General features: G+C 39.8%; 33 protein-coding genes and 1 other annotated feature. Of the genes, 12 read left to right on the top strand and 21 right to left on the bottom strand.

The window, feature by feature from the left end; all coding sequences use genetic code 11:
- Positions 1-7: 7 nt before the first annotated feature.
- The 6 genes from IAE45_RS04220 to IAE45_RS04245 all read right to left on the bottom strand — a co-directional run bounded on the left by IAE45_RS04220 (position 8) and on the right by IAE45_RS04245 (position 4,842).
- Positions 8-1,087: an ATP-binding protein gene (locus IAE45_RS04220; protein WP_200125116.1), complete on the bottom strand. Its 1,080-nt coding sequence runs from the start codon at positions 1,085-1,087 to the stop codon at positions 8-10.
- Positions 1,087-2,424 (bottom strand): AAA family ATPase, encoded by a 1,338-nt coding sequence (locus tag IAE45_RS04225; protein ID WP_200125118.1) that lies wholly within the window; start codon positions 2,422-2,424, stop codon positions 1,087-1,089. The genes IAE45_RS04220 and IAE45_RS04225 overlap by 1 nt, the downstream gene beginning before the upstream one ends.
- On the bottom strand, positions 2,421-2,753 hold the full coding sequence (locus IAE45_RS04230; RefSeq protein ID WP_200125120.1) for a hypothetical protein: 333 nt from the start codon (positions 2,751-2,753) through the stop codon (positions 2,421-2,423). Before IAE45_RS04230 ends, IAE45_RS04225 begins: the two co-directional genes overlap by 4 nt.
- A 28-nt stretch (positions 2,754-2,781) precedes the next feature.
- Positions 2,782-3,606 carry a helix-turn-helix domain containing protein gene (locus tag IAE45_RS04235; RefSeq protein ID WP_200125122.1) on the bottom strand — a complete coding sequence of 275 codons (825 nt, stop codon included), beginning with the start codon at positions 3,604-3,606 and terminating at the stop codon, positions 2,782-2,784.
- Positions 3,607-4,366: 760 nt separating this feature from the next.
- Entirely contained in the window at positions 4,367-4,651 is a 285-nt protein-coding gene (locus IAE45_RS04240) for a hypothetical protein (RefSeq protein WP_200125124.1), read from the bottom strand.
- Entirely contained in the window at positions 4,651-4,842 is a 192-nt protein-coding gene (locus tag IAE45_RS04245) for a helix-turn-helix domain-containing protein (protein WP_200125126.1), read from the bottom strand. The genes IAE45_RS04240 and IAE45_RS04245 overlap by 1 nt, the downstream gene beginning before the upstream one ends.
- Positions 4,843-5,156: 314 nt before the next feature.
- Between IAE45_RS04245 and IAE45_RS04250 the strand changes: the two genes are divergently transcribed.
- From IAE45_RS04250 to IAE45_RS04270, 5 genes are read left to right on the top strand one after another with little or no spacing between them, the layout of a single operon-like run.
- Complete coding sequence (locus tag IAE45_RS04250; RefSeq protein ID WP_010749453.1) at positions 5,157-5,507, top strand: helix-turn-helix domain-containing protein; 351 nt, start codon at positions 5,157-5,159, stop codon at positions 5,505-5,507.
- Positions 5,508-5,522: 15 nt separating this feature from the next.
- Positions 5,523-5,948 carry an ImmA/IrrE family metallo-endopeptidase gene (locus IAE45_RS04255; protein ID WP_233618945.1) on the top strand — a complete coding sequence of 142 codons (426 nt, stop codon included), beginning with the start codon at positions 5,523-5,525 and terminating at the stop codon, positions 5,946-5,948.
- A 45-nt stretch (positions 5,949-5,993) separates the two neighbouring features.
- A complete protein-coding gene (locus IAE45_RS04260; protein ID WP_200125130.1) occupies positions 5,994-6,203 on the top strand; it encodes a hypothetical protein in 210 nt (69 codons plus the stop codon).
- A gap of 31 nt (positions 6,204-6,234) precedes the next feature.
- Positions 6,235-6,630 (top strand): hypothetical protein, encoded by a 396-nt coding sequence (locus IAE45_RS04265; RefSeq protein WP_200125132.1) that lies wholly within the window; start codon positions 6,235-6,237, stop codon positions 6,628-6,630.
- Between the two features lies 1 nt (position 6,631).
- Positions 6,632-7,771, top strand: a complete 1,140-nt coding sequence (locus IAE45_RS04270) for a tyrosine-type recombinase/integrase (protein WP_200125134.1) — start codon at positions 6,632-6,634, stop codon at positions 7,769-7,771.
- An 80-nt stretch (positions 7,772-7,851) separates the two neighbouring features.
- Here the strand turns inward: IAE45_RS04270 and rplL are convergent, their stop codons facing one another.
- The 4 genes from rplL to rplK all read right to left on the bottom strand — a co-directional run bounded on the left by rplL (position 7,852) and on the right by rplK (position 10,253).
- Complete coding sequence (gene rplL / locus IAE45_RS04275) at positions 7,852-8,223, bottom strand: 50S ribosomal protein L7/L12 (RefSeq protein ID WP_003127081.1); 372 nt, start codon at positions 8,221-8,223, stop codon at positions 7,852-7,854.
- 61 nt (positions 8,224-8,284) lie between these two features.
- The gene (gene rplJ / locus IAE45_RS04280) at positions 8,285-8,785 is read right to left on the bottom strand and encodes a 50S ribosomal protein L10 (protein WP_016610861.1); all 501 of its coding nucleotides are present in this window, start codon (positions 8,783-8,785) and stop codon (positions 8,285-8,287) included.
- Positions 8,786-8,850: 65 nt separating this feature from the next.
- Positions 8,851-8,977: a sequence feature (ribosomal protein L10 leader region), on the bottom strand.
- Between the two features lie 63 nt (positions 8,978-9,040).
- Positions 9,041-9,730 (bottom strand): 50S ribosomal protein L1, encoded by a 690-nt coding sequence (gene rplA, locus IAE45_RS04285; RefSeq protein WP_005229790.1) that lies wholly within the window; start codon positions 9,728-9,730, stop codon positions 9,041-9,043.
- Positions 9,731-9,830: 100 nt separating this feature from the next.
- Positions 9,831-10,253: a 50S ribosomal protein L11 gene (gene rplK, locus IAE45_RS04290; protein WP_005229787.1), complete on the bottom strand. Its 423-nt coding sequence runs from the start codon at positions 10,251-10,253 to the stop codon at positions 9,831-9,833.
- A 317-nt stretch (positions 10,254-10,570) separates the two neighbouring features.
- Here rplK and sdaAB point away from each other — a divergent pair, with 317 nt between their 5' ends.
- Both sdaAB and sdaAA read left to right on the top strand, forming a co-directional pair.
- A complete protein-coding gene (gene sdaAB, locus IAE45_RS04295) occupies positions 10,571-11,236 on the top strand; it encodes an L-serine ammonia-lyase, iron-sulfur-dependent subunit beta (RefSeq protein ID WP_200125135.1) in 666 nt (221 codons plus the stop codon).
- Between the two features lie 13 nt (positions 11,237-11,249).
- Positions 11,250-12,122, top strand: coding sequence for an L-serine ammonia-lyase, iron-sulfur-dependent, subunit alpha (gene sdaAA / locus IAE45_RS04300; protein WP_077452491.1), 873 nt, complete (start codon positions 11,250-11,252; stop codon positions 12,120-12,122).
- A gap of 152 nt (positions 12,123-12,274) precedes the next feature.
- Here the strand turns inward: sdaAA and IAE45_RS04305 are convergent, their stop codons facing one another.
- The 4 genes from IAE45_RS04305 to rpmG form a co-directional block, all read right to left on the bottom strand.
- Positions 12,275-13,765 carry a DUF1576 domain-containing protein gene (locus tag IAE45_RS04305; protein ID WP_200125137.1) on the bottom strand — a complete coding sequence of 497 codons (1,491 nt, stop codon included), beginning with the start codon at positions 13,763-13,765 and terminating at the stop codon, positions 12,275-12,277.
- Between the two features lie 128 nt (positions 13,766-13,893).
- Positions 13,894-14,436 carry a transcription termination/antitermination protein NusG gene (gene nusG / locus IAE45_RS04310; RefSeq protein ID WP_005229769.1) on the bottom strand — a complete coding sequence of 181 codons (543 nt, stop codon included), beginning with the start codon at positions 14,434-14,436 and terminating at the stop codon, positions 13,894-13,896.
- A 118-nt stretch (positions 14,437-14,554) separates the two neighbouring features.
- Positions 14,555-14,725, bottom strand: a complete 171-nt coding sequence (secE, locus tag IAE45_RS04315; RefSeq protein ID WP_005229766.1) for a preprotein translocase subunit SecE — start codon at positions 14,723-14,725, stop codon at positions 14,555-14,557.
- Positions 14,726-14,737: 12 nt separating this feature from the next.
- On the bottom strand, positions 14,738-14,890 hold the full coding sequence (rpmG, locus tag IAE45_RS04320) for a 50S ribosomal protein L33 (RefSeq protein WP_005229764.1): 153 nt from the start codon (positions 14,888-14,890) through the stop codon (positions 14,738-14,740).
- A 155-nt stretch (positions 14,891-15,045) separates the two neighbouring features.
- Here rpmG and cbpA point away from each other — a divergent pair, with 155 nt between their 5' ends.
- Positions 15,046-15,684, top strand: coding sequence for a cyclic di-AMP binding protein CbpA (gene cbpA, locus IAE45_RS04325; protein ID WP_077452493.1), 639 nt, complete (start codon positions 15,046-15,048; stop codon positions 15,682-15,684).
- A gap of 82 nt (positions 15,685-15,766) precedes the next feature.
- Here cbpA and IAE45_RS04330 read toward each other — a convergent pair whose 3' ends face one another.
- Together IAE45_RS04330 and IAE45_RS04335 are read right to left on the bottom strand one after the other, a co-directional pair.
- Positions 15,767-16,276, bottom strand: a complete 510-nt coding sequence (locus IAE45_RS04330) for a QueT transporter family protein (protein ID WP_077452494.1) — start codon at positions 16,274-16,276, stop codon at positions 15,767-15,769.
- Positions 16,277-16,903: 627 nt separating this feature from the next.
- A complete protein-coding gene (locus IAE45_RS04335) occupies positions 16,904-17,602 on the bottom strand; it encodes a sunset domain-containing protein (protein ID WP_200125139.1) in 699 nt (232 codons plus the stop codon).
- Between the two features lie 340 nt (positions 17,603-17,942).
- Here IAE45_RS04335 and IAE45_RS04340 point away from each other — a divergent pair, with 340 nt between their 5' ends.
- Positions 17,943-18,470 (top strand): FUSC family protein, encoded by a 528-nt coding sequence (locus IAE45_RS04340; RefSeq protein WP_200125141.1) that lies wholly within the window; start codon positions 17,943-17,945, stop codon positions 18,468-18,470.
- A gap of 59 nt (positions 18,471-18,529) precedes the next feature.
- On the opposite strand, the gene bsh is transcribed toward IAE45_RS04340, so the two are convergent.
- Complete coding sequence (gene bsh / locus IAE45_RS04345; RefSeq protein ID WP_096742526.1) at positions 18,530-19,504, bottom strand: choloylglycine hydrolase; 975 nt, start codon at positions 19,502-19,504, stop codon at positions 18,530-18,532.
- 654 nt (positions 19,505-20,158) lie between these two features.
- On the opposite strand from bsh, the gene IAE45_RS04350 reads away from it, so the two are divergent.
- Entirely contained in the window at positions 20,159-21,130 is a 972-nt protein-coding gene (locus IAE45_RS04350) for a diacylglycerol/lipid kinase family protein (protein WP_200125143.1), read from the top strand.
- Between the two features lie 54 nt (positions 21,131-21,184).
- Here the strand turns inward: IAE45_RS04350 and IAE45_RS04355 are convergent, their stop codons facing one another.
- From IAE45_RS04355 to IAE45_RS04365, 3 genes are read right to left on the bottom strand one after another with little or no spacing between them, the layout of a single operon-like run.
- A complete protein-coding gene (locus IAE45_RS04355; protein WP_200125145.1) occupies positions 21,185-22,357 on the bottom strand; it encodes an ABC transporter permease in 1,173 nt (390 codons plus the stop codon).
- Positions 22,344-23,489: an ABC transporter permease gene (locus IAE45_RS04360; RefSeq protein ID WP_200125147.1), complete on the bottom strand. Its 1,146-nt coding sequence runs from the start codon at positions 23,487-23,489 to the stop codon at positions 22,344-22,346. The genes IAE45_RS04355 and IAE45_RS04360 overlap by 14 nt, the downstream gene beginning before the upstream one ends.
- Before the next feature lie 12 nt (positions 23,490-23,501).
- Positions 23,502-24,434 (bottom strand): ABC transporter ATP-binding protein, encoded by a 933-nt coding sequence (locus IAE45_RS04365; protein WP_200125149.1) that lies wholly within the window; start codon positions 24,432-24,434, stop codon positions 23,502-23,504.
- Between the two features lie 86 nt (positions 24,435-24,520).
- On the opposite strand from IAE45_RS04365, the gene IAE45_RS04370 reads away from it, so the two are divergent.
- Complete coding sequence (locus IAE45_RS04370; protein WP_430600958.1) at positions 24,521-25,630, top strand: sensor histidine kinase; 1,110 nt, start codon at positions 24,521-24,523, stop codon at positions 25,628-25,630.
- Complete coding sequence (locus tag IAE45_RS04375) at positions 25,627-26,250, top strand: response regulator transcription factor (RefSeq protein WP_200125152.1); 624 nt, start codon at positions 25,627-25,629, stop codon at positions 26,248-26,250. Before IAE45_RS04370 ends, IAE45_RS04375 begins: the two co-directional genes overlap by 4 nt.
- Before the next feature lie 104 nt (positions 26,251-26,354).
- On the opposite strand, the gene IAE45_RS04380 is transcribed toward IAE45_RS04375, so the two are convergent.
- Positions 26,355-26,582, bottom strand: a complete 228-nt coding sequence (locus tag IAE45_RS04380) for a cold-shock protein (RefSeq protein WP_077452503.1) — start codon at positions 26,580-26,582, stop codon at positions 26,355-26,357.
- Positions 26,583-26,649 lie beyond the last annotated feature (67 nt).

Below are 26,649 nucleotides of genomic sequence, written 5' to 3' on the forward strand. Positions count from 1 at the left end.
GTTCCTCCTAAAATTGTTGGTTTTTTCGAATTTCTTGAATCATAGTAAATACTTGTGGCCATGCAGCAACTAGCACGCCATCGATGTATCCCGGATCATAGTTTTGAATCGGTGTACCTGTCGGATAGTACCCTTTTGATTCTGTCGCAACCATGATTTCTGCAGGAATGACATTGTTTATTTTCATCAAATCAACGAGTTGTTGTGGAATCCCTGCATAATCGTCTGGCTCTCGATCAAAATTTGGCTCTGTTGTTACAGATTGTGTTTCCTGAGTCGGTTCGGGCTTGTTTACTAGCGTTTCAACAGTTGCTGGCGTATTTGTTGCAATTGGTTGTTCCGTTACCTGTGGCGCTTGCTGAGACGCGAAAATGTGTGCAATTCCTGCAAAGCCCATATCCAACTCATCCAGTAATCCAAATCGATTTTTTGCATCCCATGCTGGATGGTGGGTCGTATGCATGACACGCTTTCCGCCTTGTGCTTTGAATTTTTTTCCTTTGTCATCCGAAGCGACAGACATCGTTTTGTAGTTGCAGAATAAAACCATATCCGCCCACTCTTTTGTTAAAGGGGCTGTGGTAGCTAGGGTCTTTTTATTACCCAGCTTCAGTTCCCACCGATCATAAGCTCCCATTTCATCTGGTTGTTCAAATTTACGGATTTGGGCATGTGCGGTTAATACAACATTCACGCCAATATCTTTGAGATCAGATAACTTATTGAGTAACCGGCCAAACTCTTCAGCAAGATACGTGTACCCATTTCCATAACCAAAATCTTCGATTCCCTTTTTGCCGTACTGGGAACAAATGTGCTCGATGCATAAACGCTCTGCCCAATCTGCAGTATCAATGATTAAAGTCGCACAGGGCATCGTTTGTTTCACGAAATCGATTTGCTGTAAAAGCATCGACCAGCTCCTAGGTTTATCTAAACGTGCAACGTCCATATTGTCGGTACTGCCTTCCGTATCAATAAATAATGGATTAGGAAACTGAGCAGCCAGTGTAGATTTCCCGATCCCTTCCGGCCCATAAATCACGACCTTTTGTGCCCTTGCAATGACACCTTTCGTAATGTTCATTAAAATTCTCCTTCCTTCCACTTAGGTTGTGGGGATTGCTGAGGTGTAGGTCCGCCCTCAGATGATGCTAATTTATTTTCAGTCACATAGCCATCTTCAATAATGATCTCGCACTCGTCACCTGTTGAAACACGTGTCGCAATTGCCTGTAGACCTTCTTGTTCCAGCCACTGGCCAAACTCCTTCAACGTAACCATGTCCATTTGTTCAAGTTTGTCTAATAGTATGAATCCGCAATCTGGTTTTAGTTTCCGGACGATTGCCGTCGATACTTTTAACTGATCAGATCCGGACATGTTATCCCATTTTTGGCCGTTATAGATCAGCTCGCCATCAGCCACAGAAAGCCCTTGAAGCGGTAGTTTCGCATTAGCTAGAAACGAGACCTTTTCTTCACGAATCGCCGTGATATCATTTGTCAGCACGTCGTACTGATTCTGGTAGTCTTTCGCATCTTCTTCAGCTTTGTCCTTGTCTAAGTTTGCTCGGACTCTTCGATTGATCTCGTCGACTTCTGCGATATTTTGTTGCAGTTCTTTTGTTGATTCATCTTGTAGGTTTTCAGCAGTCTTTTGCGCTGTTTCAAAGTCCGATGTTAATCGGTTGAATTCAATTTGTTCTTTCTGCAGTTGCGCTTGAAGTTCTTCAATCCTCATGTTGATCGCTTGGATATTTGATTTCGATTGTTCCAATTTAAAAGTGATTTGATTGACTTGATTTCGCTTTTGTTGATTCTCACCATTTCTGGCTAAGATCTCTTGTTGCTTGGCAACTAAATCAGCAACTGCAATTGGTTCCTTCGGTGCTTCTGGAAAATATGGCTGCTCTGCTGCAAACTTTTTCTTCTGATCGGCAATTTGGCCAATCGTGTGCCGTTGGTTATAGATTTCTTGTTCCTTGCGTTCTAGTTCGAACAGTTGATCACCCACACCAATAATCTGCAGGAGGATATTTGCTTTTTCCTTGCTAGACGAATCCATAAATTTTGGTAGATCAATGGCTAGCTCTTCGACAAAGCTGTTCAATAAGTTCTGTCCGGCTTTTTCTCCATTGGGATCAATGACCTTCAAATCAGAATTCTTTCCCTTGCGCTCTACGACTAGACCATTGTTCATGACGATATGAAGGTGTGGTGGTGTGACTGATCCTTCCCGATGTGCTTGACTTGGTTTGTATTTATTGCCACCAAGCCCCCATGCAATGGCATCAATGACACTAGTTTTCCCTTGGTTATTGTTTCCACCAACGATAGTTAATCCGCTGGCATTGGGTTCAATCTTTACCGCTTTGACACGTTTAACGTTTTCTAATTCTAATTTGTTGATTTTCACACTCACTCGTAATCACCTCGCATAAAACTTTTTAAGATTTCCGGAATATCGTTTAAATCGTTAGTCACAAATGTATGGCCGATGTTCGTTCCTTCTTCGGTCTTCATTTCTTTTAGTGATAGGAGCGCCGCTTTGCGTAAAATTTCGGCTTTTATCGGACTTTCATTATCTAAATTCCGCTCCTGCAATGCTAATAACAAACCGATTTCTGGTAGACTGCCGGCGACCATCACTTTTCCTTCTCCCTCTTTTTGCATGGTACAAAGTAAAGCAACACCTTCTTTGTGACATTCTTGCTGTAATTCGTCTGCTAAAGCTTGAATTTTTTCGTTCATATTGTTACACTCTCCTTAACTGATAATGTTACATTTGGCTTACACTAGCGGGAACTGGTGTAGGCTCTTTTTGTATTTCTGCAATTTTGGTTCCATCTGCTGAGAAGTACGTATGTGTTTCTACGCCTGCAAAGATTACAACTGTATGAATCACACTTTCTTCTTTGGATTCAATACTGAGCGATCCGGCAGTTACACTTTTTGATTGCATTGGCTGTTCTTTTTGCATGGAGTCTTCCTCCTTCTTCGCATAATGGGCAAATCGAGCATCATTGAATTTCTGCATTGATTGTTTTGATTTCAAACTGGTAGTTCCAGGTTTTACATTGGCAGGAATTCTTCCCTCTTTTCTCAGACGACCAACTTTCTGAACCACTTGCGAATATTGCTTGCCAGTCACTTTTGCTAATTCTTCGTAGTTCGATACATAGCCATTAGAGTCAAACTCGATTGTGTCTAATAAAATGCGTATGTCATCTTCTGGCCAACAACTTAACTTTTGAGGTTTAACTCTTCCGGAGGCTCTGAGTTTTGCGGATTTATTTGAACAAGATCCTTTTGATCGCCCTAGCGCTTCTCCGATTTCCTCATAAGAAGCCCCTTGCTTATACATTGCAACCAACCGCTTTTCTTCTGCAGCAGTCCATGGTCTGCCGTCACTATCAAAAGCAAGTTCCTTTTGAATTTTTGGGAATTTCCCATCTTTTCTCATGTCAGAGATCTTTTTCGTAACTGCTGGAACCGACCTCCGTAATTTCTTCGCCATCTGTTCCGTATTAATGACTTCGTTTGTTTCAGCCATCAAGGCATTTTTAAGAACATATGCAATTTCTTTCGTTGTCCAAGCTTTCAATACGCTCCCTCCTTATTGAGCACTCTTAATTTCAGGAAACCCCTCTTCGAATTTTTTCCAATTATTAAGAACACCGTCATGCAAGTTATTGTGATTGCGCAAAACGTCATCTTTACTAATTGTGACCGCACCAGAGATTTTGTACATGTTGATGTAAATTTTCTTCGGTGTGTCTGTATACCAGTGCAGGACAGTATGGAAACGATCACCGGGTTCGCTAATAACTAGTTGCAATAGTCTATAATCTTGTGTCTTCTTAACCTCCTCAAATCCTTAGTCCGTCAATCTTTTTCTAGTAGTTGCCATGATATTGCTCCTTTCTTATTTTGTTCCAGCTTCCATCAACGCTTGCGATTCGAAGTAGCATTCTTTCCAGTCAATCGTTCGATAGTATAAATCCAATATTTCTGCTTTGGTCATCTACTTCACCACCATAATTTGTATCAGCATTAACAGCAAAATAATATTAAGAATCATGCTCGCATAAGCAATTGCCTGTAACTGTCTAGCTTTGTATAACGGATTGCCGTGTAATGTTGCTAACCATTTCTTTTTCAAACAATTCACCTCAAATCTATTTGCCGATTCAAGCGGCATTGATAAAGTAATTCTTGGTACCTTTTCAGATCTCTGAGCAACAGCTCTCGTTGAGAATCGCTCAGTAAGCTTTTGCGGTCGTGTAGCTGATCGTTTAAGATACGTATTTTATCCTTCGATATGGCGTCAATTAGTAGCTCTTGTTCAAGTGTGTAGGTCATGTTCACACCTCAAAATTCTCAGCTAAGAAATGCTGCAGCGATTCTCTCTCAATCCGAATATCTTGCGGACTCCAAACCTGTATTTTTAATCCCATAGAAATCCACTTGTTGAGTTTTTTGTCTCCGATACCTAAAACATGCTTGATAGTTTCTTTGTTTCCGTACGGTGGTAACTCAAGTGTTTTTGTCAACAGCTTCATGCGATTTTCAATTTCTGCAGTCGAAATAGTAACAATCGCTAAAGCAATTTGTTTCTGTATCAATTCATCTGGTATATGCAATTCCATTAATTCGCATCCTCCTTCAATGCAGCTAAAGCATTTTCGATAGGCTCAATTTGCTTGTCTGGTTTACGCTTGCCGTTCATAATATCGGACATATACGCTCTGGAAATACCGATAGTATCCGCCAACCAATTCTGTGTCTTGTCGTACTTAGCCAACTGGATTCTGACTTTTAAAATAAAATCTTGTGACATACTGTTAACTCTCCTTTCTGTTATAATTTGTAAGCTAATTAAATTCGCTAATTTTTGTTGACAAATATTAAAACTAGTTTTAATATAGAAACATAGTTAAATAAGCACAGAATTATCCCTTTTAAATCAACATTCTTAGTTTGGCGACGTCGAATTGTTTATTTTTAGTTGGGTGTCTTTCTTATTGCTTGTTAGCTTATTAAATTAGCTTACGAACACAGTATATTAAATCTAGATTTAATTGTCAACAGTTTTTCATCTATTTTTACATCTAGTTTTAACTGGGGTCGTAGCGATTCTGGAGGATCGTTAATATGACAGCATTTGATAGGTTAAAATTGCTTTGTGCGAAACAAGGGATTTCTGTAAATGATTTAGAGGAAAAGATCGGAATTGGTAAAAACTCATTGTATTCTTGGAAAAAGAACATACCCAAGGGCACAAATTTATTAAAAGTTGCTGATTATTTCAATGTATCCACCGATTACTTATTAGGAAGAACTGATAACCCAACAGCAAGTCTATCTGGTAAACCTCAGTTTACAGTAGAAGAAGCACTTGAATCAGTCATGAGTAGTGATGGTAAGCCTTTAACTGAACATGACCGTAAAGTTTTAACTGGTATTATTGAAGCGTATCTTGAGAATAATTCTGATGCTGAGTAGGTGGTTTGTTTGGATTTGGATAATGAAGTAAATCAGATTATAGACGAGCTTGGCGTCACTATTATGGAAACGCCAAGACTCGATTCTGATGCAAAGTATATTGCTATTATGAACACAATTGTATTGGATGCTCGCCTGTCTGATCGTGTTAAGCTGTTAAGACTTCTTCACGAATTAGGACATGCAGCTAAACATAAAAATAATTATGTACTTTATAAAAAGACTTTTGCCCTTCATTCTAAAATGGAAAACGAAGCAGAAGAATTTATGATTGAAAAGATGCTTGAAGTAACATTAGGCAATCCGGAATTAGATCCTGGTTCTTTTAATTATGTAAATTTTTTAGAGAGCTACGAAATCGAATTGAGATATGAACCTTTTGTTAAACAATTCATGAGCAAGTACCTCGTCAGACCTAATTCTGACAATATATTTTTTTAATACAAAAGCGAACATACATTCGTTTTCTCAAGAGGAGTGACCATTTTGACTGATAAAGAAAAAGAAATTACTGTTGCTGAGTTAATAAATATTTTGAAAGATGCAAACCTAAATTCCAAAGTTTTATTCTATGGAACCATCATAAGCAAAAATAGCTTTGTAAGTGTAAAAGCCCCAGTCATTAGCGCGTATATATCAGATGAAAAATATAACAATGTACAAGGAGTGGTAAAGCTTTCAGGAGTACAAGAATAATTATATTATGAATTAGATTGGAGATACGTATATGGAAAATATAGAAGTAACAATCTCTCAAACTTGGAAAGGATTACCGATAAAACTGTCTAACATTGTAACCACTAAAGATAATCAATTTCTGAACAACGGTGATATCGCAGCATTTATTCAAATTTTCGGCGATCCTTCTGACTATATAAAGTCTGGAGATTTATTATGTTTAGAAGCTAATACAAGCGGCTACGATGGACACATTTTTAAATATGAACCAGTTGTTGAAATTACAGGCATTAAGCATGTTTTTTCACCTATTTCTCAGTTTATGGAGAGAAAAGAAATCATAGTGGATGATTTATCAGAGGTATCAATTAAGGGAAAAATTTTGTGTTCATTTAGGGGACTGTCCGAGGGTATTTCATTTTTAACTATGGCAAAGGAGGAATAATATGATTAAAGAATATGAAAAAAAAGACGGTAAAAAATATTGGATGTTTAAAGCTTACTTAGGTATTGATCCAGCAAGCGGAAAGAAGATTTATACAACTAGGCGTGGTTTTAAAACACAAAAAGAAGCTAGGATTGCAAAGTCTAGACTTGAATTGCAGGCACAAGATAACAAATATACACCAGAAAAAAATTATACTTTTATAGAGATCCAAAATATGTGGTTTGAAGAATATAAAACTACTGTCAGAGAGAGTACCCTATCAAGAGTATCTTTTCTTTTCACAAAAAATATATTTCCTTATTTTGGAAAAAGAAAGATATCCTCATTTACTGTCGCATATTGTCAAAAAATCGTTAATAAGTGGAAAGATGAGTACTCAACCTATAAAGCCTTAAAGACATACACTACAGCTGTTTTTGATTATGCAGTCCGTATTAATGTAATAAATACAAATCCTATGAAAGATGTCTATATTTCAAAAGGAAAATACCGAAAAAAAGACGAACGCATAAAGTTTTATGAAACAGATGAACTCAAAATTTTTTTGGAAGCTGCTAAACAAGATAATTTCCCTCTATCCTACCCCTTATTTAGACTTCTGGCGTTTACTGGAATGAGGAAAGGCGAAGCTTTGGCACTAACATGGGAAGATATTGATTTCAACAATAAGATGCTAACAATCAACAAAACCATAGCTAGAAACACAAAAAATGAAATCGTGATTAATCATCCCAAAACAGAAGCATCTATTAGAGAAATTTCTTTGGATGATACAACAATTGACATCTTAAAGAAATGGCGACAAGATCAAAGAAAGTACTTATTATCATTTGGTCACAACTCTCTCAGACCTAATCAGATCATCTTTGCATCAAAGAACAACAATTATCTAGATCCACTTAGACCAAATAATATTCAAAAAAGGTTATGTAAAGAAAACGGATTAAAAGATATCACCATTCATGGCTTTCGACATACACACTGTAGCTTACTATTTGAAGCTGGATTGTCCATACAAGACGTGAAAACTCGTCTCGGACATTCAGATATACAGACAACTATGAACATTTATGCTCATGTAACAAAAAAGCAAAAAGATATCTCGGCAGAAAAGTTTGCTAGATACCTCAATTTCTAAAAGTATGGTCAAAAGTATGGTCAAAAAAATAAAAAAAGCGCTGAACCCTTTGACAACAAAGGATACAGCACTAAGAAAAATTATTTAACTGTTACTGAAGCGCCAACTTCTTCTAAAGCTGCTTTCAATGCTTCAGCTTCGTCTTTAGAGATGCCTTCTTTAACTGCTGAAGGAGCTCCGTCAACGACTGCTTTCGCTTCTTTCAAGCCTAAGCCAGTTGCTTCACGAACTGCTTTGATAACTTTAACTTTTTGATCGCCAGCTGCAGTCAATTCTACAGTGAATTCAGTTTGTTCTTCAGCAGCACCAGCATCGCCAGCTCCACCAGCTACAGCTACAGGAGCTGCAGCAGATACGCCAAATTCTTCTTCGATAGCTTTAATTAAATCGTTTAATTCTAAGATTGTCGCGCCTTTTAGCTCTTCGACAATGTTTTCAATGTTCAATGCCATTTTGTTTTCCTCCATTTAAGTAAGTAGTTTAGTTTTTTAATACTGAAAAATCATGCGGCAATTATGCTGCATCTTCTTCTTTTTCTGCCACTGCTTTGACAGCGTAAGCCACGTTGCGGATAGGTGCTTGTAGCACAGATAGCAACATAGAAAGAAGTCCTTCGCGGTTTGGCAATTTCGCCAATGCAGTAATTTCTTCCAATGAAGAAACTTTGCCTTCGATGATACCGCCTTTGATTTCTAAAGCTTTTGCGTCTTTTGCGAAATCGTTAATGATTTTTGCAGGTGCAACAACGTCTTCGTTACTGAATGCTACGGCAGTAGGACCAGTGAATACTTCACCTAAACCTTCTAGACCAGCTTTTTCAGCAGCACGAGAAAGAATTGAGTTTTTGATAACTTTCATCTCAACGTTTGCATCACGCAATTGTTTACGTAAGCGAGTTACTTCATCAACAGTTAGTCCACGGTAGTCAACAACGACTACAGATGCGGCTGCAGAGAATTTTTCACTCACTTCATCAACGATCGCGGATTTTTTAGCGATAGCTGCTTCACTCATTTATATTTCACCTCCTGATTTTGATGGAAGAGTTTCTTCGAAACGAACGGTTCCTTTGTCTTAAAAAAAGACAATAAAAAACTCTATGCCACCGTAGACATAGAGGGACTATTGAAGGTTCTCAATAAACGTCCTCGGTAGGAAATTAAGGCAAATGCCACCTACTGTCTTCGGTACAGTTAAACTTTTAACCTTGACTACCTTACCATAGATAAGGCAGTCAAGTCAATAAAAGTTTTAAATTTTTGTATTAAATTAGAAAGAAGCTTGTTCTACATGGATCCCAGGTCCAAATGTTGTTGTAACTGAGATATTTTTCATGTATTGACCTTTTGCTGCTGAAGGTTTAGCTTTCAACAATGTTTCATGGATCGTTTTGAAGTTTTCGATCAATTTGTCATCTTCAAAAGAAACTTTTCCGATTGGTACGTGGATGTTTCCAGCTTTGTCAACACGGTAAGTAACTTTACCAGCTTTTACTTCGTTAACTGCTTTTGTTACGTCCATTGTTACTGTACCAGTTTTAGGGTTAGGCATCAAACCTTTAGGGCCTAATACACGACCTAATTTACCAACAGTAGCCATCATGTCAGGCGTTGCAACAACAACGTCAAAGTCGAACCAGCCACCTTGGATTTTTTGAACCATATCGTCGTCACCAACGAAATCAGCACCAGCTGCTTCTGCTTCTTTGGCTTTATCGCCTTTAGCAAAAACTAAAACTGTTTGTGTTTTACCAGTACCGTTTGGTAATACAACCGCGCCACGGATTTGTTGATCCGCTTTTTTAGGGTCTACGTTTAATTTGTAAGCAACTTCAACCGTTGCGTCGAATTTTGCAATATTTGTTTCTTTTGCCAAAGCTACTGCTTCTTCAACTGAATAAGCTTTTGTAGCATCAACTTTTTTCAATGCTTCTTGCATTTTTTTGCTTTTTTTAGCCATTTTGTTTCCTCCTTGATGTGGTTATAACGGTAGAACCTCCCACGTGTCCCATATTTTTCAATATGAAGCCGACTGAGAAGCTACTTCCTTAGGGCTGTAATTATTCTACAGTGATCCCCATGCTTCGTGCAGTTCCTTCAACCATGCGCATTGCTGCTTCAACGTCAGCTGCGTTTAGGTCTTCCATTTTCAATTCAGCGATTTCTTTTACTTGATCGCGTGAAACTTTTGCAACTTTTGTTTTGTTTGGTTCGCCTGAACCTTTTTCAACGTTTGCTGCTTTTTTCAACAATACTGCTGCTGGTGGTGTTTTTGTAACGAAAGTAAATGAACGGTCTTCGTATACAGAGATCACTACTGGAATGATCAAACCTGCTTGATCAGCTGTACGAGCATTAAATTCTTTAGTGAATCCCATGATGTTGATACCCGCTTGACCTAGCGCAGGACCTACCGGCGGAGCTGGTGTTGCTTTACCTGCAGGAATTTGCAATTTAACGATTTTTTCTACTTTTTTTGCCACGAGACATACCTCCTTGAGTCCGTGATGTGGTTAATTGGAGATCCAAATTTCTCCTCCCACTTTGGTGATTCATGTGCACACACAAAAAACGTGTGACGAAAGCACACTGGAATATTATAGCATCTTTAAGGAATAATTCAAGGTTTTTCAGCTGATTTTTTCGAAAAAATACTCACCAGCGCTTTTCGTTATTCCTTCGATAAAAAAATAAATAAAAATCCCTTGCTTTTGGTCTGCTTTTTTCATTCTCTCATTTTTTTATGCTACACTACTACTGGAATTCTTCCCTATTCGTTTACTACTATCGAGGTGAAAAAATGGAACAATTAAAATACCGCAGTGTATTTGATATAATCGGACCCATCATGGTGGGTCCCAGCAGTTCTCATACAGCCGGTGCTGCCCGGATCGGAAAAATCGTTCGCAGTATTTTTGGTGAACAACCAGACAGTGTAGATATCCTGCTGTATGAATCGTTTGCCAAAACCTATCGCGGTCATGGAACCGATATTGCGTTAGTTGGCGGTCTCTTAGGCATGGAGCCAGATGACGCTCGCCTAGCAGACTCTTTAAAAATCGCTTATGAGAAAGGGATCGAAGTCTTATTCGTCCCTAAAAAAGAAAAAGCGGAACATCCAAATATGGTCAAGATGATTTTGACAAAAGGTATCCACAAACTATCCGTCACTGGTATTTCGATTGGTGGTGGCAATATTCAAATCTCAGAGCTTAACGGCTTCAAAATTTCTCTGACGCTGGGTACGCCAACTTATGTGATCGTCCATCAAGATGTTCCAGGAATGATTGCGAAAGTAACCAATTTACTATCAGAGGCTCAAATCAATATCGGTACGATGACCGTTACAAGAGAAGCTGTCGGTGATAAAGCCATCATGATCATCGAAGTCGATCAGCGTAATGATCAGCTGGCGCAACAAATCAAAGTTTTGCCGCACGTTTACAGCGCTGCGTATTTTGATTAAAGGAGATAGGAACATGTTCTATACAATAGAAGAACTAGTAACACAAAGTAAAAATTATCCTTCCGTTGCAGAGATGATGATTGCGATCGAAGCAGAAAATACTGGCCGAAGTCGCGAACAGATCCTTGCAATCATGGAAAAGAATTTAGTTGTTATGGAACAATCAGTCGCTGAAGGTGTCTCTGGTGTTAAATCGGTGACGGGATTGACCGGTGGCGATGCGACACGGATGAACGACTACCTTGCTGCCGGTGATTTTTTAAGCGGAGAAACCATTCTACAAGCGGTCCAAAATGCCATTGCAGTCAATGAAGTCAACGCGAAAATGGGCTTGATTTGCGCCACTCCGACTGCCGGTAGTGCGGGTGTTGTTTCTGGTGTATTGATGGCCGTGCGTGAGCGTTTGGCACTGACTCGAGCGCAACAAGTCGACTTTTTGTTTACAGCCGGCGCCTTTGGTCTGGTGATTGCCAACAATGCCTCGATTTCCGGTGCCGAAGGCGGTTGTCAAGCGGAGATCGGTTCTGCTAGCGCAATGGCTGCGGCGGCTTTGGTTTGTGCAAAAGGTGGCACCCCTCACCAAGCGGCTCAAGCGGTGGCGATCACGTTAAAAAATATGATGGGCTTGATTTGTGACCCTGTCGCGGGCTTAGTCGAAGTCCCCTGCGTGAAGCGCAATGCCCTGGGATCTTCCCAAGCCTTTATCTCTGCCGACATGGCACTGGCAGGAATCGAAAGTGTCATCCCACCAGATGAAGTGGTCTTAGCGATGTATCAAGTCGGTCGGCAAATGCCTAGCATTTTCAAGGAAACGGCTGAAGGCGGTCTAGCCATGACCCCAACTGCCCAACGCCTACAGGCAGAAATCTTAGAAGCCAATCGTTGATTTTTTTAGAAATGAACACCAATAAAAACCAACCAAGAACAACCAATCATTGCTTGTTCTTGGTTGGTTTTCATTTTCCCATGATTTCCAGCGACAAAAAGACAAGTAACCCCCGTTTGTTAAACAAGTAACAAATGACATTGGCGGTTTTTCTACTCCCACTCGCCTACTCCATAGCGTTTCTTTTGGGCAACGGGTTTTAATACCTTCACAGGCTCGGAAAATTTAGGTTTTCCTTCTGTTTGATCCAATGGGACTAATGGCTGTTCACTTTCTTGTACTTTCGAGACTGTTTGTGTTTTTTCTTTCTGGGTAGCTGGCACCTGATCGGCTGATTTTTGCCAAAGCTGTTTGCTGAGATCCAACAAGGGAATGATCATCATGGCGACTAACCCGCCAGAAAAACCATTATTATACAAATTCAAGCCACCATGTAAGAAATCAATATTCAGTACCATAGAGGCGTGGACAAAGCCAACCACCAAGCCCCCTTTCCAGCCATAGGCATTCGTTACTGCACAGAGCATCATCCCAAAAATCGCTGATGTGACTGTGACCGTCTCGTTGATAGTATACACACTCAATAGGTTGGCGATCGTCACTCCTGCCAATAAAGGGAGTGAGTTAAAGACATGAGAGCCACAAGCAGAAAAGCCGATGACACAAAAGATCGCACCGATGACAGGTCCATTTAAAACCGCACCAATACTGACTACATAAGCCACCAACAAGAACGTCATCAAGCCCATGTTAATCATGGTATTGTAGACGCCGGTATCACGTAAAATATCGCGTTCGATTTTGCCACTATGAGACCAAATCGCTCGCATATTCAACCGTTTTTTCTTGATCGCCATCAGCGAACCATAGCCTACGAGCATACTTCCTAAAACCAGCATCATGAAAATCAAACGCGGTTGCTGTTCTTGTGACACCATTGTTCGCAGCTCGATCGTTAGGCCAAACATCCGACAGATAGCGGCAACTAGTGTACATAGCATTCCTGAAGTGAACCCCGCACTGTAAAGACTGACACTTTGAAATAGCGCTTGAAAGTACAGTGCCATGGGAACCATCAAAAAACCGGTAAAAATTCCAATGCCATACCCCATCACTAAGCTAAAATAAGGTGGCAAGGAATCATTGAAAGCAAAATAGCTGACGATTGGGGAAACCGATGACCCATAGAGGGCGATCAACAGAAATTTTTTCAATGGTTCGTTCATAAAATACGAATACAGTCGAACGCCTAAAAATATTGGGATAAAATTCAGTAGATTTTTTCCAAAAAAACCATACCCAGTCACCATAAAGATAGCGGACACCGCACCGCCTGTGATCGGCACCCGATAATGATAACAAATCGAGATCGCTACAAACGTCATCAAACTGCTGTTTAATAAAGCCGTCCCTACAGAAGTCATAGCAATATAATCTGTCACAAGATGACTTTCCGAAAATAAAATCAACTTGAGCTCTTCGACTACCACCCTTGGATCGAAAAACAACATGGCAAAGAAAAACAGCAGCAAATTAAAAAGAAACAACAAGCTATACCCATTATGTACAGAAATCATCCCTTTAGTATGGGGATGAAAAACATTGTGAAACTTTACTCTAAAAAAAGTAACTAATTTTGACATAGGACCCCTTCCTCTTATAAAGCGCTTACTCATTTTGAGAAAAAAAGTGGGCCAACGAATTGGTCCACTTTATTCTCATTACTGTTATTTTACCGTAAATGAGCCGTTCATGCTAGTCTATCCAGCAGTTAAATTTTATCTACTTGCTCAAAATCAAGTTCCGTACTGGTTTCACGACCGAACATATCGATGTTCACTTTTAGTTTTTGTTTTTCTTCGTCGATTTCTGCTACTTGACCTTCTAAACCAGAGAACGCACCTTCGATGATTTTGACGGTTTCGCCGATTTCTACTTCTAACTCAACTGTTCGGGTGCTCATACCAATCGAACGCAAAATCGAATTGATTTCTTCTTGTAATAAAGGCGCCGGCTTGCTTCCTGCACCATGAGAGCCAACGAAACCAGTCACACCTGGTGTATTCCGAACCACGTACCAAGATTCATCCGTCATGACCATCTCAACTAGCACATAACCAGGAAAGGTTTTATGAACGATTTCTTTGGTTTTGCCATTTTTTTCTTCTGTTTCCACTTCTTCGGGAACAACGACACGGAAAATATAATCACCCATCCCCATACTTTGTGCACGTGACTCTAGGTTTGCTTTTACTTTGTTCTCGTAACCTGAATACGTATGTAGAACATACCAATTTTTTTCAAAAGATTCCATTTTTTTCGGACTCCCCATCTTTTTGTAAAATAAAAAAACCTCAGCTGCACCGAAGTTTTTCCTCAAAGCGATTATAGCATGATTTGCGATAAATGACTAGCGCTATCAGTAAGAAGTCTTACTTTAGGATCCAATTGAAGACTGTTTGAATCAGTGTGTCCATCACAAAGAACATCAATGCAAAAATAATGGTTGTTTGAATCACCACAAAGGTATCTTTGCGTAATTGTTTTTTTGATGGCCAAGAAACGTTTTTCATTTCTTCAACAACATTTTTCAAAAATTTCATTCGATTCCCTCCTTACTTCGTTTCACGATGCAAAGTATACTGATTGCAATACTTGCAAAATTTGTTGATTTCAAGGCGTTCGCCTTTTTTACCTTCACTGACTGATTTTGAATAGTTGCGGGATCCGCAGACAGAACAAGCCAAAGCAGCTTTTTTCGTTGCCATCTTAGTGTCCTCCCCCTTTTTATAAAGTTTTCCAACACTAAAAATACCACTTATTTAAGATTGTGTCAATTTTTGATTTTCTGTCGTATAAATATAGTTTCTGCTGATTTTGTGGTATGATAATGGTGTTAAATGGGTATTTGGGAGGGAAAATTATGTTATTAAAAACAATGGTTTACAAAAAACGCGATTTAACAACGGTAAAGGAAACAGCTACCTTAGAAGAAGCGCTGGCAATTTTAGAAGAGTCTGGTTATCGTTGTGTGCCTATCCTAGATGAATCAGGAAAGATTTTTAGAGGAAATATTTATAAAATGCACATCTATCGCCATAAAGCAAACGGCGGTGACATGACTTTACCCGTCACCTATCTGCTAAAAAATGCGACGAAGTTCATCTATGTCAACTCTTCATTTTTTAAGGTTTTCTTTACGATCAAAGAATTGCCTTATATTGCGGTACTAGATGAAAACAATCAATTTTACGGCATTTTGACCCACAGCTCCTTATTGAATATGTTGTCACAATCATGGAGCGTTGAGCAAGGAAGCTATGTGTTGACGATCGCATCAACAGGTCAACAAGGCGACTTAGCGGTTATCTCAAAAATAATCGCAAAATACAGCAGTATCGCCAGCTGTATCACACTGGATATCGGCAAAGACGAATTTATTCGTCGTACGATGATCACTTTACCAGCAAACACATCAAAAGAATTATGCGACAAGATCGTTACGCAACTAGAAGCAAAAAACTTCAAAGTTGTGGAGATCGAAGACTTAAAAGCAGAATAAAACAAAAGATCATTCCTTCATTTCTTAGGAATGATCTTTTTCTTGTTTTTTGAGAACCATCAAAGCAAAAAACAAGTTTTCTTTAAACGCGTTTATCAAAACGAACAGCACGATTGATAATATACATCACAGGTGCCGTAATCGTCATTACAATAAATTCACTCAATGCCGTTGTTGCAAATGTTGGCCAGAAAGGCAATGCTAAGGTGATATTTAGCATAATCGCAATCAGGAACATGCTTAATGAAAAAACAATGGTGTTAAATGCCAGTCTTAAGAAAACATTTGGAATCTTCTTCTGTACCAGCGCAGTCGCTCCTAAAGCCAAAAAGCTTCCGACCCCACCGAATACGACATCCAAGATCCCCATTCCAAAGAACAAGTTATACACAACAACCCCGCCGACGACACCCCACATCAATTTTCTGTTGAAAACGACTAAGTGATTCAATCCTTCAGATATCCTGAATTGAATCGCTCCTGAGGCAACTGGTGCGACTAGAACCGTTACAGCTATATAAAGTGCCATGATGATCCCATTCGCTGCGACGACACGCAAACGTTGATTGGTTAGATTTGTTGATTTTTCCATATGATCCCTACTTTCTCCGAGTTTTGATTACGCGGGATGGTTGATGAACCGCGGTGCGCTTCGCACAAGTACTTATTATACACATTAATAGCCATATATCAATGTTAAACTGGCCATTTAATCATCAAATCATCTCGAATTCACCTGACAAAAATTTATGCAGATGGAATTGCTCCCTCTATTCCTTCATTCGTTGATTCAAAGAAACACTTCGCAGCTTTCATTTTCTAGTCCTATTCGACGATCAATGAGTCATCCATCGTCAGATTTTCTAATGGCTTGTGATTCAATCTTTACCCTTGAAAGAGATGGCAAAAATATTATTTTTAGGCCTACCGAAGAGATGAACGATGAAGATGGTGGCTTTATGTTGAAACCTCGCTAAATGAAGACGCATCTCGTGATGGAAGGTTAAATGCTGAATTACTATAAGATCCTCCTAATCTACACACAGTAATCATCTTGAATACGTTAAACATCCCTTTTCGTTAATGGAAAGGGATGTTTAGAATGAATCAGACGATGCAGTTACTTTTTGAACAAAAATAGCTTTCTTCTCGTTGCCTCGTTACTTTTTGGCAAAGCAATTTCTCATAGATGTTTACTCAGCGAATGCCTGCCACACCTCTATTTAGCAGGCCGATAACCAGCTTTATACGCTTCCACTTCCGTCTTGAACATACGAATCGGACTTGTCGTTTTTTTATAGTATTGACTACCCGGTATGTGGTAAATCTTTTGCTTGGACCCTTTGATCAACCCTTTGCCTTGTTTGTCTACGTACTTTTTTAATCCATCTCGAAATGCATCATTCGTCGTTCCAGGTGCTTTCCCACCTTTTTTCACCAGTTTGACCTGGATTGCTTCCAGTTGAAAGCCAAAGCCGGACGTTCCTGAAGACTGCCCGTTTTTCGCCCATCCCATCCAGCCAAATTGTTGTGTATTGACTCGATAATAGACATCATAATACTTAGCGATCTCACCGGTGAGTTTGATTTGGATCGCCTCCAACCGTTGCCCTTTTCCACTTGTACCAGACAGAGTCCCATTTTTTCTAAACGATTTTTCCCATCCTTGTTTCTGAATGGAGGTTTTATATTCAATATTCCCTTTGTATTTTTCATTAGTAATTTTTATCTTGATTGCTTCAAGTCGCTTTGCTTTCCCTGTGGTCCCTGACGTCTGACCATTTGTTTTCCATGATTGCCACCCTTGAGACTGGATATTTGTTTGATAGCTCACACTTGGTGAAGATGCAGCAAAAACTGTCATCGGAAAAACAACGAAGCCAAGCAATAACACCAATAGTATAGAAACTTTTTTCATTTTAACCCCTCCTTATTTTTGATTATGCCAATAATATTGTTAAAAAACAATCTATTTATAAGCAATAAATAATTTTTCATCATTTCAACTCACTTAGAAAATGAACTGCTGGGTAAAGCGTAAAATCAACACTTCTAGAGGGCGTTCCAATTATTGTATTATTTCAAACTCGAAGTTGAAAAATGCTTAGCATCAAACTAGCTATTCAACTACTGATAGAAGGTGCATCTTGACTTACGAAGAAAAATCAGTGTTCGTTTTTCTGAGAATCGAAACGAATGACCGCCTGCATTGTGGTATAATCTAATTCGTTGAAATTTATTTTGGAAGGATGTCATGATTGAACTTATTTGGATTGACCTTTGGCTTAAGAAATGTAAAAACGGGAATCAGTGTATTCCTCTGTATTTTGATCAGTTTTCTTTTGAATCGAGAAACCTACGTCGTATCGACGATCACAGCTGTTTTCACATTAAGAGAAGATCATGAAAACACCGTCAAATACGGGAAACATCGGATTGCCGGTAATAGCTTTGGCGCAATTGCCTCCGTGTTTTGTATAGCAATTTTTAACTTTTTCGGACATTCGTCCTTTATACAAATGATTGCGATCCCTTTAGTGATCATGTTGATGATCGCTTTACTGGTCAAATTTGATTATTCCGAGGGAACAGTTGGTGCTTGTGCCACACTATTGACGATTTTATTTATGATTCCTCAAACTGAATCTTACTTGTATGCTTTTAATCGGATTGTTGATAGTTTTATCGGCATGACGATTGCGATATTGGTGAATCGCTTTTTTCCATTTCCGAATAAAAGTAACGCAGGGACGAAGACGACAACAAATGAGAGTGACTCATTTTAAAAATGGAAAAGAAAAAAACCATCTCAAAACAGCTTTGAGATGGTTTTTTTAAGAATGGATCAGTTACTGAAAAGAACTTGTTGGTCTTCAATTAATGGATAAGAAATCGGTGCATTACCTTCCAAATCTTCTTTATTCATATCAACTGCAACGATTTGACTATTTTCATACGTACGATAGTAATAGATTCCTTTATCTGTATTGCAGCAAGAAGTATAAATCGTGTACTCATAGCGCTCATTGCCTATGTCACAAAGTCCTTTTTGTTGCTCAACCGAACCTAAAATATGGAAGAACTGACTAATGCTTTCGGATTCAGATTCTCCAGAAACCGAATTCAATCGGGTAAAAGCTACTTTGACAAAGCGAGACATCGAAGAAAGATCTCCTGGCAGCCCTAAGCCTCCCATTCCACGACTATATTCATCAAAATCCAGCTTGTCAGAAAAATGAGTTTCCGGAGTTTTCGATGATAACACACGGTAGTTATTCAAATTGAACAATTGATAGTCAAATGGCGGATTATTTGTCAAAACTCCCACCGGATTTTCATGAATATGAAGGCCGTCACTCATACTTTCCACAACGATGGCACTTTTTTTATCAGCAATCATCCAATGCAAAGGCGATAAAGGCAATTCCTCACTAAAATTGATCCGAACGAGATTGACATTAGCTAATAACCCTTTTACCTCTTCGACAGTAGCGCATTGTCCTAAGAGCCATGGGATGAACTCAAAAGGCGTAACATTCTCTTTTCCTTCTTGAAACTCATTATAGAAAGCATTTTCTGGAAAATTCAAACCAGCGATACCTAAGCCTTTTTCGTTGACCGCATCATAATACAGTGGGTATTCAGCGACTCCAGCAGCAATCCCAATCATTGCGTAATGGTGATCTATTTCACTTACTTTGCGAAATTTGAATGGATAATTTCTCGGAGTAATGGTCACTACTTCTTTATAAGAAACATCATAATCAAAATTTCTGCCAAAATAATGATCTTTCGTTACATAAGTTAACGCAGTACACATAATACTTCCTCCTAAAATAAGTTTTTTACACTACTAATTTACTCCTATCGCTTTTTTTTAACAAGGAAAAAGCAATAAATAATAATAAAAATACAATTAAATGATTTAAAATCATTTTAATATACTGTATATAAGGCAATTTCAATCTAGTATTCTTTAGTTAGCCTACCTTCTCGCAAATTCACTTTGATTACAAATTCTTTAGAAGAGCCGTTCAAAAGCGGCGATGATCATAATCTCCACCCTTTTTCCTTTACCTTTCATTAAACTATTTAAATTTCTCTAAAAGGCATCGACAAAACAATGTAAGCGATTGCCCAATATAAAAAATGTGCTATACTATAAGTGTAAGGAGCAAGGATTCCCAGTAAAGCAGACGAAGCAGGTTCTGCAAGAAAAGAATTGTTGTCAACTTAGAAAAAAAGACAAAGGATGTGGGAATTTGAGTTACTCCTTACTAATTGAATAGGATTCGGCGATGGGCATCGTTACCTGAGGATCAAAGTGGACATAAGAACCTTTGAAAACCCAGAAAGCACAATCGTCGAATCTATTTTTTTGCTCTTTTTTTCAGGCATCGTCTCCCCGCCTTCTGTCGAAACATGCTATAATTAAACGCATTGAACGAAAAAACGATATGGAGCTATTCATAAAATGAACTATTATTATCACTTCCTCGTAAACCCTGCCTCAGGCAGTGGAAGGGGGAAAAAAGCGGCGGAGCGTGTGCAAAAAATCCTAAACAAGCATCGTTTCCCCCATCAACTCTATTTAACAAAATCGCCCGGCGACGAACGAAACATCACCCGAAAACTCTTAAAAGAACGCCTTTTGCCTTGGGACGATGTTTATTTAGAAAATGGCGAAATGCTATATCCATTGCTGGTCGTTATCGGGGGAGATGGAACGCTGCACCAAGTAGTATCAGAGTTACAACTTGAACAACAACAAATCCCCGTTGCTTACATCCCCGCTGGCTCAGGAAACGATTTTGCGCGAAGTATCGAGTTGCCGCGGGAACCGGAAAAAGCATTTTGGAAAATTGCGGGTACTACTAAGCCCCAAGAATTGGCCATTATCCACTATGATGAGCAGATCCAGGAGGAAAGCGGCATTGCGCTTAACAATGTCGGTATTGGCCTTGATGCGGCAATCGTCTACACCACCAATCACTCTGTGGCAAAAAGTAGTCTGAATAAGTTTAACCTCGGCTCCTTTTCCTATATCGCTGCAATTATTCGGGTTTTGTTTCGCCAAAAAGGCTTCCCGATCTTAGTTGAGTGTAATGGGCAACAATTCAGTTATAAGAAAGCTTTTCTATGCACTACGACCAACCATCCTTACTTTGGCGGCGGTGTTGCGATCGCCCCAACCGCTTCGGTCAAAGAGAAAAAGTTTGATTTTGTTCTTGTCGAGCGTGTATCGATTTTTAAGATTTTCTGGCTGATCGGTTTACTGATGCGAAAGAAACACATGAATTCACGTTACTTTCACCATCTTTCCACGTCGAAGCTGAGAATTATCTCTACCGTGCCCCAACATGGACAAGAAGACGGTGAGGAAATGGGCCAACGTCCCTTTGATATTACTTTTACAACAGCTAGTCAATTATTTTGGTGCCCATAAAGAAAACGATACAAATCGCTGCTGATTTGTATCGTTTTTCTATACGTTAGATTATTAATTTTTCGCCGAGTTGTATTGCCAACGACGGCTTTTTTCTCTTCCCAAAATAAATTGGATCATTGAAAATACTGCTGCAAATGTTACCAAGACAAAGCCATTGAACCAGAAGGATTCATTGAACCTTTGATTATACGTGAGGGTCTCACTGATCAAGGTATTGTTTTGAACAAACCAATAGGTTGGCGTGAATGCCGCGATTTTATTGACGATATCCGGCAGAAAGTTCGCGGACACAAAGACCCCACCGATAAAACAGCTTCCGGTTATAAAGATATTGCTGATACCGCCGATCGCTTCTGAATTTTTCACAAGAGAGGTGACACAAGCCGAGAAGCTGATGACAGGTAGTAAAAACAAAAACGTGTTCAAAATGTGGTACCAAGCTGCTGTATCCCAGGATGTGCGAATCACTAGTAACACCATCAGTAATAAAAAGCCGAAGGTTAAAAGCAGCGAGTAACTGATTAAGCTTAACAGGATTTTCCGCTGTAGCATCCGCTTTGGAAGAGGCGCACTCTGGTTTCGCTTGCTGATTTCTTGGCGGTTAAAGGCCAGATTGATCACACCAAACCCGCTAAATATTGATAGAAAGAGGCCATATGACAATAAGTTAAAGGTCATGCCTGTTAACATTTTTTTCATTCGTTGACTATATTCTGTACTGAGCTCAACTTGCCCTGTGACGGCTAGCGCTGTTTGTGTTTCTTCTATCGCCTCACTGACTGTTTTGCCTTCTTCTTGAAAAAGTAAAAGCGTCTGTAAGAACGTGTTCACTTGCTGGGTGACAATGGTTTTAGAAAAAGCATCTGGCCGGCTTTGAATCTCGATCGTTGGCATCTGGCCAGCCTCCACTTGTTTGGAGAAATCAGCTGGCAAATGCAAGACAATGTTTACACGATTAAAATAAAGGGCATCGTCAATTTCTTTTTGTGAGGTCCCCTCTAAAGCAACCAAGGTTTGCTTTTCCTTCAAGTACTCCCGAAGACCATCAACGACTGGCGACTCCTCCTCACTGATCAAAGCAATGTTGGCTTCTTGTAAAGAGGTGTTTTCGACGTCGATGCTTTGCGCATAAAAGAACGTGACACCAACTGTGATCAATACTCCAATTAGTAAGTTCGACTTATTTGCCTTCAGCAAAGTCCAAATCGTTTTATAAAGCGTCATAGCGCACCCCTCTTTCGATCCAAGCATTTCCAATTGACAAAAGGACGATAAAGCCAGTCAACCAGAAAAGATTGGTATAAAAGCTACTCAAATCTGTATAGTAATACAATTGATAGAGACTTTCACTGATCAAATTGACGGGATTTACTTGCCCCAGTATCGGCACATGTAGATCAAGCCAATACTTGATTTGTTCCGAGCCCATCATCCCAGCAAAAAAGCTCATTGCCATTGTAACGGAGACCAAAATGCCATCTTTTTGCACCAAATTCATTTTTGGCGTCAGATTTCCAATCAATGTCCCTAGCAAAATCGCACACAATGATCCTAATGCGGCAACCAGCAACAACCATTGCCAACGATCACCAAAGTCTACTTGATAGACAAAACGAAAGACGGCTAAGATAAGATAAATTTCGACTAACACAATCGTAAAACTCGCCGCCAAATTCGCACTTGAAACCAATGTCCGATTCCTTGGTATCAAGGAAAGCCGAATACCATTCGCGGATTGATTGGCTTGCTGATCCTGGACATTGCGGACACCCCACATCGTCCCAAAGAGGATCGCCATCCCGATCAAGGTAAAGAAATAGAAACTTTTGACACTCATGTCACGATCTGCATTCACTTCTTGAAAAGTCGCCTCCTGTTCAAATGCGGCCATAATTGGTGCAAGATCAAGCGTTTCAAGTTCTGCAGCTTTACTAGCAATGATCGCTGTACGTTGTAAAAATTGATCCATTACATTTTTCATCAACGTCTGACTCATGCCCGCTTGGCCCACATGCAGAGAAATGGTTTTGTCGTCAATCAGGAAATATCCAGCTAATTTACCGGCGGTCAGCTTTTCATCTGCCTCTGTTTCCTGTAATTCCTCGAGTGCAAATAATGGTTTTTCATTGATTTCCACTTGTTCAAGGACGGTGGGAAAATTTTCCGTAAGCGCGGTTTGATCCCCGGTTTTTACGATCCCCGTCGTGATTGTCTCTAAATTTCCCGCTTGATCGATCTCCCCAAAGGCCGCCATAAACAATAGGCCTAAGAGAATGGGAAACGCCAACGTCCAAAACAACATCGATTTATTTCGCAGTAGCACTTTTGTACGGTATTTATAAAAATGCCAAAACATGGTTTTCCCTCCTCAGTCTCTCAATTCCTTGCCTGTGATCTCTAAAAAGACATCATTTAAGGTTGCTTCTTTGGTTGCAATTTTTCCGTAACTGATTTTCTCTGCTTGTAAGAGTGTCAAAATGGGTAACAAGACCGTATTGAGTTCCGTTGTTGTTACTTCGAGCTGTCCGTCTTTGTAAACGATTCCGTTAGCAGTAATGGTGTTCTGAATCGCTACCAACACGTGGTCAGGCAATAAGGGGATGTCGATGGTCAAACGATCTGCCGTGCGTACCATGTCCTTCAGAGATTCCTTAGTCCCTTTGGCAATCACCTGTCCCTGATCCATAATCACGATCTGGTCACACAGAATTTCTACTTCTTCCATGTAATGGGTCGTGTAAACGATCGTTGCTCCTTGGCGATTTAGCTCTTTGATGCTCTCCAAAATTTTATTACGACTTTGGGGATCGACAGCTACTGTTGGTTCATCCAAAAAAATCAAACGTGGTTTATGTGCGATCCCGCAGGCGATATTCAACCGCCGTTTCAAGCCACCGCTCAGCTCTCCTGGATGAAAGGTCACGAAATTTTCCAAACCCACTAATTGAATCACTTCTTCGATCAATCCTTGCCGTTTCTCTTTGTCAGCAACATATAACCCGCAAAAATAATCGATATTTTCTTGCACACTAAGTTCTTCAAAGACGGCAACATCTTGAGGAACGACCCCGATCATTGCTTTAACGGCATAATTTTCAGGCGTCATGATTGATCCAAACAGTTTGATGGTGCCTTTGTCATAGTTTAACAAAGAGAGCATACAGTTGATGGCGGTCGATTTCCCGCTGCCGTTTGGTCCCAATAATCCTAAAACCTCTCCTTCTTGTACTTGCAGATCAAAATGATTCAATGCCACAAAATCACCATAGCGTTTAACTAATTTATCAATTTCGATAATCACGATGAAAAACTCCTTCCAAATTTCTTGTTAATCTGACTATAATAAACTTCAAGGAAAGAAACTAGTGACGATTGGCTAAACTAAGCATGACATTTGTCACAATGAAGGAGTTTATCATGTCTAAATCTCGACTACTCAGCGAAGCTGGCTTCCTACTCGCCGTCTCATTACTTTTATTGGTAAATCAAGGTTTTGTTGCTGTGCAGGTCATCTATCTACTGATCGCCGTTATATTTACTGGCGTCAGTTATTTACTGCCTAGAATAGCAAACTGGTTTTTTCAAGTTATTCTGTTGCTTCTATGTACGTTTTGGCCAGAGCTTGCCCTCTTTCTGCCTGCATTGATGCGGGTGATCGCTCCGGAAGATAGTAAAGATGATGTTCTATTTTTATTAGGATTTTTATTGATCGCAACGGTTGTCCATCATTCTCTCACGGAGCTCGCTTTTGTCATCCTTTTGTTGCTCTTTGCTTTTTACTTACGCAAAAAAGATCAGCGAATGTCTGATCTTGAGAAAAAGTACATCGCTTCAAAAGATACCCATTGGGAAAAGCAGCAACAGTTATCGCAGCAAAACAAAGCGCTAGCCCTATCACAAGAAACAAAGTTAGCCTTGCAAATTGCCGAAGAACGAAATCGAATTGCTCGCGATATCCATGACAATGTCGGCCATCTACTGTCGAGTGCCATTTTACAGATTGGCGCGCTTGAAATGATCAATCAAGAGCCAAAACTAAATGACCCCCTAGCAAATTTAAGTGCTACCGTTCATACAGGGATGGATCGCATTCGACAAAGTGTTCACGATCTCCACGAGACATCAATTTCTTTCCAGCAATCCTTAGAGTTTCTAATTGCTGATTTTCCATCACCTGTCACGATTGAAGGAAACCTATTTGAAGGGTTGAATGAAGCACAGCAAAACTGTTTCCTAATGGTCATCAAAGAAGCCTTAACCAACAGTATCAAACATAGTCACGCGAAAACCCTCGTGTTGCATTTTCGAACGCTGCCTGCATTTTTTCGCTTGCAAATCACGAATGATGGCGTCCGCACACCTCAAAATCCAGACACTGGAATCGGTCTGAAAACGATGCGTCAACGGGTCCAAGAACAACAAGGACAAGTTCATATTTTACAAGAAAACCAACGCTTTCAACTGACGATCATTTTACCAAAGGAGGAACACCCATGATTACTGTAGTTATTATTGACGATGATCCGTTTGTGACCACATCTTTGCAAACCATTTTAGAAAACACAGAAGAGATTCAGGTGCTGGGCATCGGCCATTGTGCCGAAGACGCACTGGAATTATATGAAACCTATCATCCTGACGTTTTGCTGACAGACATCCGCATGCCGGAACAAACGGGGATCGATGCTGCCAAAGAAATATTGGCTAAATTTCCCCAAGCGATCCTTTTGCTATTGACTACCTTCAAAGATGAAGAATACATTCGCGAAGCCTTTTCCATCGGTGTGAAAGGTTATTTGATCAAGCAGAATTTGCAAGCGATCATCCCTTCTGTCAAAGCCGCTTATAATGGCCAAGTTGTCTTCGGGAATGAAATCGTTGAGACCTTCACGCAGCTAATGAAGAACGAACCATCAATTAACAATCAAGCTTCTTTTAGCGAACGTGAATTTGCGATCATCAAAGAAGTAGCCGCTGGAAAAAACAATAAAGAAATTGCCGATGCTTTGTACTTGAGTGATGGTACTGTCCGTAATTACATCAGTCAATTACTGGAAAAACTGGAATTGCGGGATCGCACGCAATTAGCAATCTATTTTTATCAGCATTTACAGTAAGTCTCATCGATTGCAAAAAAAAGCCTGAAGAATGCGAAGCTGCATTCTTCAGGTTTTTTGTTTTCTACTCGATTATCCGACTGTCGTAGTTTTTAGTGGACAAGCTATGGATTTCCGGGACTGCCGGGATTCGTTGGATTGTTCGGTGTGTTAGGCGGGAAAATCGGCGCCTTTTCTAACGTTTTTTCTAACCCTGATTCATCCCGCTCGCCTCGTTCTGCATCGGGACTTTCATCTAGTTTAAATTCTTTTTCCATCTCATCTAGTTTCTTAAAGTCGTTGCCAGATTCTTTTGCTAATTTTGCTAATTTATCTTCGGTTTCTTTCGTCATAACGTAACGCCTCCTTTTGATTTTAGCTTAGCATAAGAAGCTAAAAAACCAAAAGAAAGCGCTCACT

It is taken from the genome of Enterococcus sp. S53 (assembly GCF_016516865.1).
Classification (GTDB): Bacteria; Bacillota; Bacilli; order Lactobacillales; family Enterococcaceae; genus Enterococcus_D; species Enterococcus_D innesii.